This window comes from Stenotrophomonas sp. Steno-Z1, from assembly GCF_056393175.1.
On the sequence record NZ_JBWJPB010000003.1, the window covers coordinates 200731 to 217007 of the forward strand.

Annotated in this window: 10 protein-coding genes and 1 riboswitch; of the genes, 7 read left to right on the forward strand and 3 right to left on the reverse strand. The window is 69.7% G+C overall.

Features of this window, described 5'->3' with window-relative positions; genetic code table 11:
- Nucleotides 1–187 precede the first annotated feature (187 nt).
- Nucleotides 188–1864 carry an electron transfer flavoprotein-ubiquinone oxidoreductase gene (locus AC06FD_RS11640; protein ID WP_259206839.1) on the forward strand — a complete coding sequence of 559 codons (1677 nt, stop codon included), beginning with the start codon at nt 188–190 and terminating at the stop codon, nt 1862–1864.
- Between the two features lie 97 nt (nt 1865–1961).
- The gene (locus AC06FD_RS11645; protein WP_478077875.1) at nt 1962–2345 is read left to right on the forward strand and encodes a c-type cytochrome; all 384 of its coding nucleotides are present in this window, start codon (nt 1962–1964) and stop codon (nt 2343–2345) included.
- Between the two features lie 16 nt (nt 2346–2361).
- Here AC06FD_RS11645 and AC06FD_RS11650 read toward each other — a convergent pair whose 3' ends face one another.
- Nucleotides 2362–5955, reverse strand: a complete 3594-nt coding sequence (locus AC06FD_RS11650; protein WP_478077876.1) for an ATP-binding protein — start codon at nt 5953–5955, stop codon at nt 2362–2364.
- 78 nt (nt 5956–6033) lie between these two features.
- Here AC06FD_RS11650 and AC06FD_RS11655 point away from each other — a divergent pair, with 78 nt between their 5' ends.
- The 5 genes from AC06FD_RS11655 (at nt 6034) to pnuC (ending at nt 11458) form a co-directional block, all read left to right on the forward strand.
- Nucleotides 6034–6672, forward strand: coding sequence for a response regulator (locus AC06FD_RS11655; RefSeq protein ID WP_478077877.1), 639 nt, complete (start codon nt 6034–6036; stop codon nt 6670–6672).
- A 217-nt stretch (nt 6673–6889) separates the two neighbouring features.
- Nucleotides 6890–7222, forward strand: coding sequence for a glycine zipper 2TM domain-containing protein (locus AC06FD_RS11660; RefSeq protein WP_478077878.1), 333 nt, complete (start codon nt 6890–6892; stop codon nt 7220–7222).
- Nucleotides 7223–7356: 134 nt separating this feature from the next.
- Nucleotides 7357–8493, forward strand: a complete 1137-nt coding sequence (locus AC06FD_RS11665; protein ID WP_478077879.1) for a phosphotransferase enzyme family protein — start codon at nt 7357–7359, stop codon at nt 8491–8493.
- Between the two features lie 39 nt (nt 8494–8532).
- Nucleotides 8533–8628: riboswitch (TPP riboswitch) on the forward strand.
- A 65-nt stretch (nt 8629–8693) separates the two neighbouring features.
- Nucleotides 8694–10865, forward strand: a complete 2172-nt coding sequence (locus AC06FD_RS11670; protein WP_478077881.1) for a TonB-dependent siderophore receptor — start codon at nt 8694–8696, stop codon at nt 10863–10865.
- Nucleotides 10866–10876: 11 nt separating this feature from the next.
- A complete protein-coding gene (gene pnuC / locus AC06FD_RS11675) occupies nt 10877–11458 on the forward strand; it encodes a nicotinamide riboside transporter PnuC (RefSeq protein ID WP_478077970.1) in 582 nt (193 codons plus the stop codon).
- A gap of 33 nt (nt 11459–11491) precedes the next feature.
- Here the strand turns inward: pnuC and AC06FD_RS11680 are convergent, their stop codons facing one another.
- Both AC06FD_RS11680 and AC06FD_RS11685 read right to left on the reverse strand, forming a co-directional pair.
- The gene (locus AC06FD_RS11680) at nt 11492–13630 is read right to left on the reverse strand and encodes a phosphocholine-specific phospholipase C (protein WP_478077882.1); all 2139 of its coding nucleotides are present in this window, start codon (nt 13628–13630) and stop codon (nt 11492–11494) included.
- On the reverse strand, nt 13627–15987 hold the full coding sequence (locus AC06FD_RS11685; RefSeq protein WP_478077883.1) for a TonB-dependent receptor: 2361 nt from the start codon (nt 15985–15987) through the stop codon (nt 13627–13629). The genes AC06FD_RS11680 and AC06FD_RS11685 overlap by 4 nt, the downstream gene beginning before the upstream one ends.
- Between the last annotated feature and the right edge of the window lie 290 nt (nt 15988–16277).

Below are 16277 nucleotides of genomic sequence, written 5' to 3' on the forward strand. Positions count from 1 at the left end.
CGCCGCACCATCGCCGCGCGTGAAGCATGCACTCACGTGACGTCAACGTCGGCGATCTAGGCGGAAACGCCGCGTCCGGCTACCCTGCATACCTGATCCAGTAGTTGCGCCGTCTGCCGCGCGCGCGATTCCCAGGCAACCGCCATCGGCTTCGACCGACGGCACTACCCAAGAGTTACGCATCCCCATGAGCGAAGAGACCCCCGCCCTGCCCCCGCGTGAAGCCATGGAGTTCGACGTGGTGATCGTCGGTGCCGGCCCCGCCGGCCTGGCAACCGCCATCCGTCTGCGCCAGCGCGCGATCGAGGCCGGCCGCGAGCTGTCCGTGTGCATCCTGGAGAAGGGTTCCGAACCCGGCGCGCACATCCTGTCCGGCGCGATTATGGACCCGCGCGCGCTGACCGAGCTGTTCCCGGACTGGGCCGAACGCGGCGCACCGCTGAAGCAGAAGGTCACCCGCGACGAGTTCCTGTTCCTCAGCGAGACCGGCGCGCGCGGCACCCCGCATGCGCTGCTGCCGGAGTGCTTCCACAACGACGGCAACTACATCGTCAGCCTCGGCGAGGTCACCCGCTGGCTGGCCCAGCAGGCCGAAGCGCTGGAAGTCTCGATCTTCCCCGGCTTCCCCGCCGCCGAAGTCCTCTATAGCGCCGACGGCGCGGTGATGGGCGTGGCTACCGGCGACATGGGCATCGAGAAGAATGGCCAGCCCGGCCCGAATTTCGAACGCGGCATGGAACTGCATGCCAAGTACACGATCTTCGCCGAAGGCTCGCGCGGGCACCTCGGCCGCCAGTTGATCGCGCGCTACCAGCTCGATGCCGGCAAGGACCCGCAGGCCTACGGCATCGGCATCAAGGAGCTGTGGCAGATCGACCCGGCCAAGCACGAGCCCGGCCTGGTGGTGCATGCCGCCGGCTGGCCGCTGGACAACGCCACCTACGGCGGCGCGTTCCTGTACCACGCCGACGGCGGCAAGGTGTCGATCGGCTATGTGGTCGGCCTGGATTACAAGAATCCGTGGCTGAGCCCGTTCGAAGAGTTCCAGCGCTTCAAGACCCATCCGTCCATCCGCAAGCACCTGGAAGGCGGCAAGCGCATCGGCTACGGCGCCCGCGCGATCACCGCCGGCGGCCTGATGTCGTTGCCCAAGACCGTGTTCCCCGGTGGCGCGCTGGTCGGCTGCGAAGCCGGCTTCCTCAACGTCAGCCGCATCAAGGGCAGCCACGCGGCGATCAAGACCGGCATGCTGGCCGCCGATGCCGCGTTCGATGCGCTCGCCGCCGATCGTCAGCACGACGAGCTGAGCGCCTACCCGGCCGCGTTCGAGGCGAGCTGGCTGCATGACGAACTCAAGCAGTCCAGGAATTTCAAGCAGTGGTTCAAGAAGGGCCAGACCGTGGCCACGCTGATGACCGGCATCGAGCAGTGGCTGCTGCCCAAGCTGGGCATCCGCAACCCGCCGTGGACCCTGCGCCACAGCACGCCGGACCATGCCTGCCTGGAGCCGGCGGACAAGCACGCCAGGATCGTCTATCCCAAGCCCGATGGCGTGCTCACCTTCGACCGGCTCAGCTCGGTGTTCCTGAGCAGCACCAACCACGCCGAGGACCAGCCCAGCCACCTCACGCTCAAGGATGCCAGCGTGCCGGTGCGGATCAACCTGGCCGAATACGCCGGCCCCGAAGCGCGCTACTGCCCGGCCGGGGTCTACGAATTCGTCGGTGCCCAGGGCAGCGAGCAGCTGCAGATCAACGCGCAGAACTGCGTGCACTGCAAGACCTGCGACATCAAGGATCCCACCCAGAACATCGTCTGGGTAACCCCGCAGGGCGGTGGCGGCCCCAACTACACGGGCATGTGAAACACGCGCCTGCGGCCAATGGTCGCAGGCCGATCCCGGCGGCAGGCCGGCGCGGCTGGCTATCATCTGCGCCTGTACCGCCGCTACCGGAATGCCCATGTCGTTGCGCCTGATTTGCCTGGTGTCGGCCTGCCTCTGGCTGGCGGCGTGCGCACGTACGCCGCAGACGCCGGCGCAACGGCATGAGCAGCAGCTGCAGCGCGCGTTCGCGATCTGTGCCGGCTGCCACACAAGCCACGCCGGTGGCGTGCACCGCTTCGGCCCGAACCTGCACGGCGTGATCGGGCGCCGCGCCGGCAGCCTCGCCGACTACCCGTATTCGCCGGCGATGCGCCAGGCGCAGATCACCTGGGATGCACAGACGCTGGACGCCTTCCTGCGCTCGCCCGACAGCGTGGTGCCCGGCTCGCGCATGCGCAATGCCACCGCCGATCCGGAACGGCGGCGGCAGGTGATCGAGTACCTGCAGCAGGCACGCTGAGCCGCGGCCCGCCTGCTCAGCCGGCCTGCAACGATGCCAGGTAGGCGCGCAGCGCCTGCTCGAAGCCCTCGATGGCGTCGCGGCACGCAGGCACGCCCTCGCGTTCGACCCGCTCCATCAACGTGCGTGCCTGCACGGCCAGCGTGCCGGCCCCGAGCGCGCCCAGCCCCCCCGCCATGCGGTGCAGCGCCTCCGCCGCGGCATGGCTGTCGTCGGCGTCCAGGGCGCTCTGGCTGTGGCGCAGGTCGTCCTCGGTGGCACTGCGCATGCTGTCGATCATGACGTTGGCGACATGCTCGGACCCGAAGCGTTGCACGATCGCGCTGCGGCTTGGCGCCCCGGCCGCAGGCGTGGCGACGGCGGCATCGGCCGCGTGGCGCGGGTCGTGCGCTGCCGCGTCGGCATCCAACCAGCGCAGCAGCGCCTGGCGCAACGTGGCCAGCGCCACCGGTTTGGCCAGCAGGTCATCCATGCCGGCCTCGCGGCAGCGCTGCAGGTCTTCGGCGAGCGCACTGGCCGACAGCGCGATCACCGGCATGCGCGGCCGCCCCTGCGCGCGCTCGTCCTCGCGCAGGCGCTTGGTCATCGCGTAGCCATCGAGCACCGGCATGCGGCAATCGGTGATGACCAGGTCGTACGTTCCCTGCTTGAGCAGTTCCAACGCCTCCTGGCCATCGGCGGCCAGCGCGTAGGCCAGTCCCAACTGCTGCAGCCGCCAGCGCATCAGCGCCTGGTTGGTGGGATGGTCCTCCACCACCAGCACGCGACGTCGCTGCAGCGCCTCCGGCAACGCCGGCACGCCATCGCCGCCGGTCAGCGCCGCCTCCCCGGGCTCCATCGCCGGCACCACCGGCAACACCAGCCGCACCACCACCTCGGTGCCTTCGCCGGGGACGCTGTGCAGGTCCAGGGCACCGCCCATCAGCGCCACCAGGCGCTGGCAGATGCTCAAGCCCAGGCCAGTGCCGCCGTACTGGCGCGAGGTGGCCACATCGGCCTGGGCGAACGGCATGAACAGGCGCTCGCGTTGTTCCGGGGAAATGCCGATGCCGGTGTCGGCCACGCTCAGGCGCAGCCGTTGCGCGCCCTCGTCGTCCTGTTCCAGCGCCAGCGCGATGGAGACCCTGCCGTGCGCGGTGAACTTGATTGCATTGCTGAGCAGGTTGAACACGATCTGGCGCAGGCGCAGGCCGTCACCCAGGTGCCACGGCGCCACCTCCGCGTCGACCTGCAACTGCAGCTGCAGGCCCTTGGCCGCCGCCTGCGGCGCCAGCAGCTGCTGTACGTTGTCGAGCAGGCTGCGCAGCGCCAGTGGCTGCAGTTCCAGCTGCAGCGCGCCGGCGTCGATGCGCGAGTAGTCCAGGATGTCATCGAGGATGTGCCGCAGCATCTGCGCGGAATCTTCGATCACCGCGATGATGCGCCGCTGCTCGTCGTCCAGCGGCGTATGCGCCAGCACCTCGACCATGCCCAGCACGCCACTCATGGGCGTGCGGATCTCATGGCTCATCGTGGCCAGGAACGCGGACTTGGCCTGCGCGGCCTGCTCGGCGGCCGCCTTGGCCGCGACCAGGGCGTCCGCCTGGGCACGCGCTTCGGTGACATCCACCCAGTAGCCGCTCCACAGCATCTGGCCCTCCTCGGCCGCATAGGGCGTGGCGCGCGACCGCACCCAGCGCGTGCTGCCGTGCGGACGGGTGCGGAACTCCATGTCGAGCACGTCGAAGTCGCGTGCGGCCTGGTCCAGTGCCGCGCGCACGCGCGCGCGGTCCTGGGCCTCGACCCGCTCCATCACCTGCCCCCCATCGGCCATCGCCTCGGCCGCGCTGAGGCCGAACAGCGCCTCCATGTCGCCGGCGATGTAGGGGAAGGAGAACTGCCCGCTTGCATCGCGGCGCGCCTGGTAGACCGTGGCCGGCAGGTTGTCGGTGACCTCGGCGAGGCGCTGCTCCAACCGTCGTCGCATCGACACTTCATTGCGCAGCCGCCAATAGCCCCAGCCGTGCACCAGGAAGGCGGTCAGCAGCACCAGCGCCAGCGGCACGGCCCACCGCGCGATCGAGCGCCAGTCCAGCCCGCTGCGGTATTCGGCGGAGAGCCAGTCGCCGCGGATGGCTTCGTGCTCGCGCGTGCCGAGATTGACCAGCACGCGGTCGAAGGTGGTCGCCAGCGGGGCGTACTCGCGCTTGACGGCCAGCGACAGCCGATCGTTGAGGCCGGCGGGCGCGGTCACGTGCAACTGCGTGGGGTAGGACTCGCGCACGATGCGATCGGCCGTGGCCAGGTTGCCGACGTAGGCGTCGGCATCGCCGCGCGCGAGCCGTGCCAGCGCCTGCTCGCCGCTGCGCGCCGGCACGATGCGTGCGTTGGGCGCGTGCTGCAGGATGAAACCGCGCAGGCGATCGGGATCGGAGACCAGGATGCTGTGCCCATTGAGGTCGGCCAGGCTCAGTACCGGCGGGCTCTGGCTGCCGACCACGATCACGTTGGGGACGGTGATGAAGGGCTGGCTGAACACCCAGCCCGGCCCCAGGTACGTGGAGTCGTTGGGGATGCCCATGATCGCGTCGACCTCGCCCTTGCGCAGCTGCTCGCGCACCTCGAACCAGTCGTGTGCGGGCACCCGCGTCAGGTGCGCTCCGGCCAGGCTCAACTGGCGCAGGTAGTCGCCGGCCACGCCGCTGGGCTGGCCATCGGCATCGATGAACGCCAGCGGGGCGGCATGTGGCGCGAAGCCGAGGCGAAGCGGTTGCGCCAGCACGCGCTTTTCCGCGTTGCCCAGGATCAACTGCGACCTGCGCGACCACTGCAACGGCTGCAGCCAGCGATCGGCGATCGCCTCACGCTCGGCGCGGGTGAGCCGGGCCAGTGCGCCGTCCAGGGCCTCGGCCAGCGGCTGGCTCGCGTTGGTCACGCCGAAGTGCAGGCGCTCCTGCGGCAGGTCGCTGGGCCGCAGCAGGGAGACCCGCTGCAGCGCCTTGGCACCGATCAACGTACTGGCCACGTAGGCATTGCCGATATACACATCGGCCTCGTCGCGGCCGACCATGCCCAGCGCTGCCAGGGTATCGGCGGCGTTGATCCGCACCGCCCGCGGAAACCGCGCGCGCACCTGGTCGCTGGTGACGAACTCCCCCTCGGTCACCACGCGCAGGCCCTGCAGGTCCGGGTCGGTCGAGGTGCGGGTGTCGTCCGGGCGCCCGACCACCGCCAACGGTGCCTCGATGTAGGGCTGGGTGTAGACCATGCAGCGGGTACGGTCGGCGGTCAGGGTGACGTTCATCACCACGTCCACCTCGCCCCGACAGGCCGCGTCGAGCACGGCGGTCCAGCTGGGGTAGGTGCGGACCTCCACGCGCAGCCCCAACCGCGTCGCCAGCAGGCTCAGGTAGTCGTAGCCCAGGCCTTGGGGACGGCCGTTCTGGATGGATTCAAAGGGCGGCCAACCGCTGTCGTAAATGCCCAGGATGATGGTAGGGTGCCGTCCAAGCCATTCACTTTGGCGGGGCGAAAGCGACGCGGTGGTCGCGGGCACATCGGCGCCCATCGCCCACATCGGCATGAATGCAAGGATCAGCAGAACCAGCCAGCGGACAACCGGGGTACGCATGCGGTCTGATCTCCGTAGAATGATGTTTCCACCACGGCACGACCCATGCGGCGTCCGCCTCGGCGACCATACTAATCCATGACCTTGCGCATCATCATCGCCGACGATCATCCGGTGGTCCGTATCGGCACCAAGGCCGTGATCGAATCCAGCGGGGTCGGCACGGTGGTGGCCGAAGCCAGCAGCGCCGACGAACTGTTCGCCGCGCTCGCCCAGCACCCGTGCGACGTACTGGTGACCGACTACTCGATGCCCGGCAGCCAGCAGGCCGACGGGTTCACCATGATCGGCATGATCCGGCGGCGTTTCCCGGACCTGCCGGTCCTGATGCTGAGCGTCTCCAACAACCTGGCGATCCTGCGCATGGTGGTCTCCACCGGCGTGCTGGGCCTGGTCGACAAGACCTCCTCGATGGAAGAGCTGCCCCTGGCCATCCAGACCGTGCAGCGCGGCGTGCCGTATGTGAGCCGCACCCTGAAGGAACGCATCAATGCCATTGGCACTCATAACGTGGGTGACGTGGGCACCAAGCCGCTGTCACCGCGCGAAGTGGAAGTGCTGCGCCTGCTTGGCAGTGGGCAGACGGTGAAGGAGATCGCCCTGCAGCTGCACAAGAGCGTGAGCACGATCAGCCGCCAGAAGGGCGATGCGATGCTGAAGCTTGGGCTGAAGGGCGATGCCGAGTTGTTCGACTACCTGCGCGACGGCGACATCTGACGCCCGTCAGCGCATGTACCAGCGCCGGATTCATGCGCAGGTCAGGCTTTTTTCAGCGCCGCTTCATGCGTCCTGCCGCTAGATGAATACGCACGCTGAGCGGTCCACCGGGGCAATGTTCCGGCAATGTCCGGCCCCCAGCGTGGTAGCCAAGGCCGGTGGGCAGGCAGTCGCCACACCTCCCGACCGTGGCAAGCACCTGACAGGAGAACCGAACATGCTCAACATTTCCGCACTCAGCCTTCGTGGACTGGCCATGGCCCTGGCCCTGACCGCCGGCCTGGCCACCATCAGCGACGCCAGCGCCATGTCCCGCAAGGACAAGCGCACCGTGGTGGGCGCGGTGGTGGGCGGCGTGGCCGGCCACCTGATTTCCAACGGCGACCCGACCGCCACCGTGGGCGGTGCCGTCGCCGGCGGCGCGATCGGCAACCTGACCACCCGCGATCGCCATGACAACCGGTATGACCGTCGCTATGGCTACGACCGCGACCGTCGCCATGACCGCGGCCACCGCGACTGGGATCGCCGACACGGCCGCGGCTGGTAATACCGCCAGCGGTGTCCACACAGCCGTAGCAGCAGCGGGCGGGTCGATGACCCGCCCGTTCTGCGTTCCGGGCCCCGGCGGTATCGCGCTACCCTAGGCGCCCGGCAGCAGCACCGCCCCCGTCGCACGTCCCGATGAACAACGCTCCCCACCTCGTCCAGGGCCTCAACAACGATGCCGTGGACGCCGACTGGCCGGCGCTCGACGAGGCCGAGATCGGTTGGCTGGCCGGGCAGTACCCGCAGTGGCACGGCCAGGCGCGCCTGCGCTGGCACAGCCCGCGACCGCTGTCGGCGGCCGCCCTGGTGGACACCGGCGCGGGGCAGGTGTTCGTCAAGCGCCACCACGGCAGCGTGCGCAGCGCGGCGACGCTGGGCGAGGAACACCGCTTCATCGCCCACCTCGGTGCAGCGGGCCTGCCGGTGGTGCAGGTGCTGCGCGCGGCCGACGGCAGCACCGCGCTGGCGCACGACGGCTGGACCTACGAAGTGCATACCCTGGGCCGGGGCGAGGATGTATACCGCGATGCGCCGTCGTGGACGCCGTTGACCGCGATCGCCCAGGCCCACGAGGCCGGCCGCATGCTCGCACGCCTGCACCAGGCGGCCGCCGATTATCACGCGCCCCAACGCGGCACCCACCTTCTCGTCGCGCGCGACGACCTGATCCGTGCCCGCGACCCGCTGGCCATGATCGCCCACGACCTCGACCAGCGTCCCGGCCTGGCAGCGTATCTCGGCCGGCGCGATTGGCGCGCGGACCTGCAGCGCGCGGTGCTGCCCTGGCATGCCGGCCTGGCCGGCCGCCTGCAGGCCGAACCGCGCCTGTGGGCGCACAACGACTGGCACGTCTCCAACCTGCTGTGGCGCGCCGACGGCGAGACGATGGCCGTGGCGAGCGTGCTCGACTTCGGGCTGGCCTCGCCCACCAGTGCCCTGTTCGACCTGGCCACCGCGATCGAGCGCAATGCCATTGCCTGGCTGGAGATCGACCGGCCGGCCCCGGCCGCGCGGCCGGGGATCGCGCTGGCCCTGCTGGCCGGCTATCGCGAGGTGCTGCCCCTGTCGGCCGCGCGCGTGCACCTGCTGGCCGACCTGCTGCCGATCGTGCACCTGGATTTTGCCCTGTCCGAAGTGGAGTACTTCGAGGGCGTCACCGGGTCGCCGGCCAACGCGGACGTGGCCTACCACACCTTCCTGCTCGGCCATGCGGCCTGGTTCCAGGGCCACGACGGGCAGGCCCTGCTCGCGGCGCTGCATGCGGCCGCCTGAACGCCGGCGGGCAGCGCCGCGGCGTTTGTGGTGAAATAGCCCTTGAAGCGGGGGTGCCTGGCGAAGCCAGGCTGAGAGAGTCCCTTGGAACCTGATCCGGTTGATACCGGCGTAGGGAGCTTTGTGCAGTGGGCGCAACGACCGGATGGGTCGGTGCGTGCGCGCCGTCGCTTCGTCTCTTCTGGCTGATGACGAATCGAATGAACCGCTGCTACCGCCCTGCCCTGCTGACCGTCGCCCTGTGTGCCGCCCTGCCGCTGCACGCCCGCGATGCCGCCCCCGACGCCGCCGAACGCTCCCCGACCGACCTTGCCGCCGTGCGCGTGCAGGCCCGGCAACCGGTGGCCGATACCGTCCAGACCAGCAGCTTCGGCAGCGGCGACTGGAAGGACACGCCGGCGTCGCTGACGGTGCTGGACCGCATGCTGCTGGACAGCCGCCAGGTGCGCACGCTGTCCGAACTGGCCAGCAACGATGCTTCGCTGGGCGACAGCTACGCGCCGGTGGGCTACTACCAGAACATCGCGATCCGCGGCTTCCCGCTGGATACCGGCACCGGCTACCGCTTCAACGGCCTGAGCACCACCGGCGAGCAGCGCCTGGCGTTGGAGAACATCCAGCAGGTGGAGATTCTCAAGGGCGAGGCCGGCCTTGCCGCCGGCGTGATGGCGCCCGGCGGCATCATCAACTACGTGGGCAAGCGTCCGGCCGAGGTGCGCACGGTCACCCTGGGCACCGACTCGGAAGGCTCGCGCTACGCGGCGCTGGATGCCGGCCATTGGCTGACCCCGCGCGTCGGCGTGCGCGTGAATGCGGCGTGGGATGGCAGCGAATCGTATATCGAGCACGCCGAGGGCCGTCGCAATTTCTACTCGCTGGCCACCGACTGGCTGATCAGCGACCGCAGCAAGCTCGAGGTGGATGCCAACTACCAGACCAGCGCGCAGCGCTCGGCCTCCGGCTACCAGCTGCTCGGCGCCCGCACCTTGCCGCGCGGCGTGGACCGCGAGCACATGCTGGGCTACCAGCCCTGGCAGCGGCCGGTAGGCATCGACAGCACCAACATCACCGCACTGCACACCTACCAGTTCAATGCGCAGTGGCAGTCGCGGGTGTCGGCCGGCTACAGCCGGTCGGTGATCGATGACAACGTGGCCTTCGCCTATGGCTGCTACTACGCCGCGCAATGCGCCGATGGCAGCGTGCCGGGCAACTACTTCGCGCCCGATGGCGACTACGACGTCTACGACTACCGCAGCCCCGACGACACCCGCCGCAACCTGGAAGCACGCGCCGAACTGCGCGGGCGCATCGACACCGGGCGCGTGGGCCACGACCTCAGCATCGGCGCCGATCGTTTCGAGCGCACCATCGACAAGCGCCGCAACGTCAACGAGTACGTCGGCACCGCCAACATCGGCGATGCGCAGGTGCCGGTGTTCGCGCCGTCGCCGCTGCAGCCGGGCCCGTCGGTGCGGCGCCTGGACAGCGCGCAGACCGCGCTGTTCGCCATGGACCGCATGCAGTTCGGCGAGGACTGGCAATGGCTGGCCGGTGGCCGCTTCGTGCGCCTGGACGAGCGCGCCTTCGACAAGCGAGGCGCGCCGGAACGCCGCAGCCGGCTGTCGCGCTTCCTGCCGCAGACCGCGCTGATCTGGAACGCCACCGACGAGGTGAATGTGTACGCCAGCTACGTGCGCGGCATTTCGCTCGGCCAGGAAGCCCCGTTCTGGACCTCCAACGATGGCGCGTTCCTGGCCCCGGTGCTGTCGCGCCAGACCGAAGTCGGCGTCAAGTACGCCGCGGCCGACGCACTCACCCTGGGCGCGGCCGTGTTCCGCACCTCGCAGCCGTTCCAGTACGCCAGGCCCGATGCCAGCGACGCCGGCTATACCTTCGTCGCCGAAGGCCAGCAGACCCACACCGGCCTGGAGCTGACCGCCAATGGCCGGCTCGCCAAGGGCCTGGTTCTCACTGCCAGCGTCAGCGCGCTGCAGGCGCGCGCGCGCAGCACCGGCACCGCGCTGTATGAGGGCCACCAGCTGGTCAACGTACCCAAGCTGCGCGCCAGCGTGCATGCCGACTACGCGCTGCCCTTCGCCTCCGGTCTGGCGGTCACCGGCGGCTGGCGCTACGCGTCGGCGAACGCGGCCACGGTGGACGGCAGCGTGCGCGCGCCGGCCTACCACGTGGTCGACCTCGGCCTGCGCTTCAAGCACGCGCTGGGCGAGCATCCGGTCACCTGGAACCTGTCGGTGGACAACGTGTTCGACCGCTTCTACTGGCGGGATACCGGCAGCAGCGCCGGTGACTATTACCTGTTCGCCGGTGCGCCGCGCCAGGCACGGCTGTCGGTCACGTTCGGGCTATGAACGCCGCGGCGATCCTGGAATGGTCGGCGGTCATGGCCAGCCTGCTGGGCGTGTGGCTGATGGCACGCCGGCGCATGCTGGCGTGGCCGGTCGGGCTGGTGGCGGTGGCCCTGTACGGGGGCGTGTTCGCCGAGGCCCGGTTGTACTCGGACACCCTGCTGCAGGTCGTGTTCGGCGGCTTCCTGGTGTACGGCTGGCTCAGCTGGCACCGGCACGCGCAGGAGGACGGTGCGATCGTGATCGCACCACTGGCACGGCGCACGCTGCTGCGTGACCTGGCCATCGGCATCGCGTTCGGGCTCGTGCTCGGCGCGGCGATGCATACCTGGACCGACGCCGCGCTCCCGTGGCTGGATGCGATGCTGGCCGCGCTGAGCCTGGTGGCGCAGTGGTGGCAGGCACGCCGGCACATCGCCACGTGGTGGTTGTGGATCATCGTCGACGTGATCTACGTGGGCATGTACCTGGTCAAGTCGCTGGACGTCACCGCCGGGCTGTACCTGGTGTTCGTCGGGCTGGCGGTGATGGGGCTGCGGGCGTGGACGGCGGCAGGCGCGGGCCAGACGATGCCCGCCGGTAGCCACCACGGCTGAGGCCGGCCTTTCGGGCGCGCCTGCCCGCCTTGCTCAGTCGGCCAGCCAGCGCATCGGCTCGGCGCCCATCGCCGGATCGGTGCTGCCCGGCTGGCCATCTTCCACCCGCCCGGCCAGACGCTGGGACGCACCCGGCTGCTCGACGTGCAGGTCGTACCAGCCGCCGCTGGGCGTGACATCCCAGGCGATGTCGACGGTGGCGCCCGGGTCGATCCGCAGCTGCCGGTGCGGCGCGGCCTCGACGTAGGCACCGGCGCGCACGGTGACCGCCAGCGGCATCGCGCCGGGGTTGTGCAGCCACAGGCGCAGGCGGCCAGCGTCGCGGTCGATGCGGGACTGCAGCGGTGCCTGGGTGCCTGGCTGGCCGCGATAGTGCCGATGGAAACCGTTCGGGCCGAGCAGCCACAGGTCGTAGCCGCGTGCGTCATCGATGGCCCAGCGCGCCTGCTGCGGCAGGCCCGGGGCAAGCGTGTAGCGGCGCGGGATCGCGCCCAGATGCAGACGGTCGTAGACATGCAGCACCGCCGCCGCGCCATCGCAGGCCAGGTCCAGCCGCACGTGGTCGTCAGCCAGCACGATGCTCGCCTGCGGCCGATACGGCAGCGCGCGCGCCGGGCGCACCCCGGGCGCCTGCCGCGCCGGCGCGAGGCCCTCGGGCACGACCGGCACGGTACGGCCCGGCAACGCGGCCGCACGCGCGGCGGTGGCAGCGGTGGCCGGCAGCGACGCGACGAAGGGCCGCACGTCGCCACGCGAAAAATCGAATGCGCCGGTCAGGTCGCCGCAGACCGCGCGACGCCACGGCGACAGCGCCGGTGCAGCCACGCCGAAGCGGCGCTCGATCAGCCGGATCACCGAGGTATGGTCGTAGACCTGCGAATCGACCCAGCCACCGCGGCTCCACGGCGAGATGACATACAGCGGCACGCGCGGGCCGAGGCCATAGGGGCGGCCACGCAGGTCGAGCGGATCGGCCTTCTCGTTGCCCGGTGACGGATGCCGGTGATACTCGCCCTCGGTCGAGACCGACGACGCGCCTGCCCAGCCACCGGCCACGCTGGGATCGGGCGACGGCGGTGCGGGCGGCGGCATGTGGTCGAAGAAACCATCGTTCTCATCGAACATCAGCAGCAGCGCGGTACGGCCCCACACCTGGGGATCGGCGGTGAGCGCATCCAGCACGCGCGCGGTGTACGCCGCGCCCTGGGCGGGGCTGGAGGGGCCGGGATGTTCGCTGCCGGCGGCATCGGCGATGATGAAACTGACCTGCGGCAGCTGCCCCTTCAGCACGTCTTCGCGCAGCTGGGCCAACCCGCGCGTGCTGACCCCGCGTTCGCGCAGGGCCGCATCGTGGCCGGGCGCGCCGCGCCAGGCCTGGCGGAACGTCTCGAAGCCGGCCAGCGGGTTGTCGGTGAAGTTGTCGGCCATGTCCTGGTAGATGCGCCAGTCCACGCCTGCGTTCTGCAGGTGCTCCACGTAGGTGGTCCACGTGTAGGCCTGCGGGTTGCCGCCCAGCTCGGGGAAGTTGTCATGCGAGTTGGCCACGGCCGGGCCACCGCCGCGTGCATGCGGATCGTTGTGGCCGGTCCACAGGAACAGGCGATTCGGATTGGTGCCGGCCTGCATTGCGCAGTGGTAGGCATCGCACACGGTGAACGCCTCGGCCAGCGCGAACTGGAACGGCATGTCGGCGCGCTGGAAGTAGCCCATCGCATGGTCCTGCTTGGCCGCCGGCCACTGCGCCATGCGCCCGTGGTCCCATGCACGCTGTGCGTCGGGCCAGGTGTGCGGGGTACCTTCCACGCGCATCACCCCGAACTGCGCGGCGGTATCCAGCGGAAACGGTGCGATGGCCCGCGTACCGGCCGCATTGGGCTGCAGCCAAACAGTGCGCGGCGGCTGGCCCGCGGCCAGCGGCGCGGCCGGGATGACAAAACGATCGCCGAACCCGCGCACCCCCGGAAGGGTGCCGAAGTAATGGTCGAACGAACGGTTCTCCTGCATGAACACCACGATGTGCTGCACATCCTCCAGGCTGCCGCTGCGCGCATGCGGGGCGATCGCCGCCGCACGGGCGATGCTGGGCAACAGGGCCGCCAACCCGGCGCCGACGCCGCCCTGCAGCAGGCGGCGGCGACCGATGTCCGGCGCGGGGGTGTCGCGTCGGGTCACAGGTCGACCCGGACCGAGACGCCGACCGTGCGCGGGGCACCGATGAAGGCGGAATCGCTGCCATCCACGCCGGCCAGGTAGCGGCGGTCGGTGAGGTTGCTCACCACCAGGCTGGCACCCACGCCCTTCAGCTTCGGCGACAGGCCCTGCAGGTCGAACCCGATGTTGGCGTTGAACACGGTGGCCGACGGCAGCTTGTTGATGTTGGAGGCATCCAGGTAACGCTCGCCGAGGTAGCGACCGGAGATGCCGGCATTCCAGCGCTCGCCCTGCCAGTCGGCCGAGACCACCAGCACGTGCTTGGGTTGGCCGATCACCTGCGCACCATCGACGATGCCCAGTTCGGTGTCGCGCGCCAGGTTGCCGCTGCCCAGGTATTTGGACCGGTTATAGGTGTAGGCCCCATTGACCCGCCAACCACTGTCCCAGCCATAGCCGAGCGCGGCTTCCAGGCCGGTGCTTTCCACGCCACCAAAGTTCTCGTAGACGCCATCGGTCTCGTCCAGGTAGTCGATGCCATCGGCCAACCGCGCCGGCAGGTAGACGATGCGGTTGTCGAACCTGATGGTGTACAGGGTCAACGAACCGGTCAAGGGCCAACGGCTCACGCGCAGGCCAAGCTCGATGTTGTCGGCGGTTTCCGGCTCGACCCGGGCGAAGCGCTGCGCATCGGTTTCGCCGAGCACGCCGGAGGGGATCGCCGCGAAGTTCTGCGAGTAGCCACCGAACAGCTCCAGCCCTTCCACGGGGAGGGTCCAGGTGCCACCGGCGGAGAGCAGCGGATCGGACCTGGAGTCCGACCGCACGTTCTCGGCGTTGCCGATCACCCGGTTGCGCTTCTGGTCGACGAAGAACTGCTTGACGCCCACGCGCGCACTGAACGGGCCGACACGGGCCACGTCTTCCACGTAGTACATCTGCTCGCTGGTCTTGTAGCGGTCTTCGAACTGCACCCAGTACGGCTGGTGATCAAAACCGATGTCGGTGCCGACATTGAGCAGGCGGTGCCAGTCGCGGCGCACGCTGCGATCGTACTGCTCCACCCACACGCCGCCACGCACGGTGTTGTCCACGCTGCCCAGGGTCTGCTTCCACTCCACGTCGGCGGTGGCACCGGCGCGGTCGTTGTCGTAGTGCGAGTGGCGGTAGGACTGCACGCCCTGCACGCCAGCGGCGTAACAGTTGGGGTCGTATTCCGCGCTGAAACCGGCGCGCGGTACGCAGCCGGCGCGCATCTGCGCGGCGCTTCCATCGGGGTTGACGAAGTAGAACTGGCCCAGCGCGCTGCCGCCATACACCGTGCCGCCACCGAGGTATTCCGATTCCGGCTGGCCAACGCCATCGTTGCGGGCCTGCACCAGGTACGGCGGCAACCAGTCGCCGCGGCCTTCCATCCTGTGCGCGTAGCCGGTCAACGTGGCCTTGACGCCATTGCCGCCGTCGAACGCACCGCGCAGGTAGCCGAAGGTGTTCTCGCGCAGCGCGCGCGATCCGGACCGGTAGTTCTGGTCCAGGTAGGGAATACCGGTGAGCGTGCCGGTCAGGCCATCGCGGTCCGGGTGGGTGGCGAACGCGGCCGGGGTGACGCTGGTGTACTCGGGCTCGTCGGCATCGTTGTAGGAGGCGTAGCCGCTGAGGGTCCAGCGCTCCAGCTCGGTGACGAACCGGGCCGCGATGTGGTCGTTGCTGACATGGCCGCTGCCGTCGATCCAGTCGTTGACGCGCGAAGACGACGCACTGACCCAGGCGCGGGTGTGACCTCCGAGCAGGCCGGTGTCGTAGCGCACGTAGTACTTGCGTGCATCGTTGTCGCCGCCGCCCACCACCATGCGCAGGCGCTGCTCGGCCAGCGGATCGCTGGTGAGGAAGTTGAGCGTGCCGCCCAGGGCCTCGTTGGAGCGCGAGGAGATGTCGGCGGTGCCCTGGCTGACTTCGATGGTCTCCAGGTCGAGCGTGTCGATGTAGCGGTTGGCCAGCGAGCCGCCGCCATAGCCCGAGCCACCGTTGGGCAGGCCATCGATGGTGGTACCGATCTGCTGCGTGTCGCGGTTGGTGACGAAGCCGCGCATGCTGATCTGCGTGCCCCACACCGACGAGCCGGTGGCATCGGCTTCGCTGACCACCACGCCCGGCAGCTCGTTGAGCGCAGTGTTGACGCTGCTCAGGATCTGCTGGCGGTTGAGGGTTTCCTGGCTGACGGTGGTCTTGGCGTAGCTGGTGGCCTGGCCGATGACCTGCACCTGGTCGAGCGTGCGGGCCTCATCGGCGGGCGCGGGCTCGGCCGCCATGGTCTGCACGGCGGAAGAAAGCAACAGGGCGAGCAGCGAGATTCGAGGGCAATGGCCAGAGGCGCGCATCGGGTCGGTGGGGGTAGTGGGCGACCGGCGGAGTATTGGCAGCGCCGGTGACTTCCCCATGACATTGCGCTTGCATTACGCGCACGTGGTGCTGCGTCTGACGTGGCTGGCCAGCTGCGCGACCGCCACCGCATCGCCAGCCGGCGGCGCGACGCCGAGCAGGGTTTCCTCTGCCGCCGACGCGCTGGAACACGCGGTCGACAGGGCACACCGGCACATCAGGACGACGCTATGGTCGAGCATGGCGGCGCTTCGCGGGACGTGTGCCGAGTGTATCGGGGTGGTCGTGG